The organism is Brevundimonas sp. CURTG3B2_SDJG, from assembly GCF_057364705.1.
In genome coordinates this window covers 1-794 of record NZ_JBNFOJ010000546.1, presented here as the reverse complement: position 1 = coordinate 794, position 794 = coordinate 1, and the positions used below count along the sequence as shown (strand labels likewise).

Below are 794 nucleotides of genomic sequence, written 5' to 3'. Positions count from 1 at the left end.
CTCGTCACCGGCGCCACCGGCGGCATCGGCGGGCGATCGCCGCGCCGTGCGCTGGGTCCAGGGGCGCCGCACCCTCGCGCACCGGCAGGTCCAGCCGCAGCGTCAGCTCGTCCGGCACGCACATCTCGTCGCTGCACACCAGGAACAGCGCCTTGACCGTCAGGGGCAGGGGCGCGCCCGGCCGCGCGCTCGCCGGAACCTCGATCGGGACCGGCAGGTAGACGGCGTCCTGGTAGCCGTAGTTGACCAGGCCCTGCAGCCGCTGCCGCTCGGGCAGGGGCCAGACGATGTCGCCGGCCCGGACGCCGTCCGGCAGGCTCCAGGTCAGGGTGGTCGGGCCGCCCGAGTCGCCCGGATTGCGCCAGTAGGTGTGCCAGCCCGGCTGGATTTTCTGGCGGATGGCGACCACGGCGGTCGATCCCGGCGCGGCCCATCGCGACATCGCGACCAGTTCGGCCTCGATCCGCTCGGTGCGCTGCGGCCCGGCCGTTTCCTGGGCTTTCGGCTGGGACGGGGCCTGCGCCGTCGCGATCCCGGGCGCGAACGCCAGGGCCAGGACCATCAGGATTCGGGACAGCAGGCGCAAGCGGGGGCCTCGTGCGGGACGACGCCCGACCTTAGCCGGTCCAGGGTCGCCCCGTCACCGCCCGCGGGCAGCGGCGCGTCGCCTCAGCCCGGATCTAGGAGCGCGGCGAGGCTTCGACCACGACCTCGGTGCGCCGGCGCATCGGCTCGTTGGCGCCCTGCGCCGTCCACCGCGCCCTCGTCGCCGACCGCCAGGACCTCGAAGGCCG

General features: G+C 75.2%; 1 protein-coding gene. It reads right to left on the bottom strand.

The features are described 5' to 3' along the window. Nucleotides 1-4: 4 nt before the first annotated feature. Nucleotides 5-586 carry a protein-disulfide reductase DsbD domain-containing protein gene (locus AC2W7C_RS18590; protein WP_486002666.1) on the bottom strand — a complete coding sequence of 194 codons (582 nt, stop codon included), beginning with the start codon at nt 584-586 and terminating at the stop codon, nt 5-7. Nucleotides 587-794 lie beyond the last annotated feature (208 nt).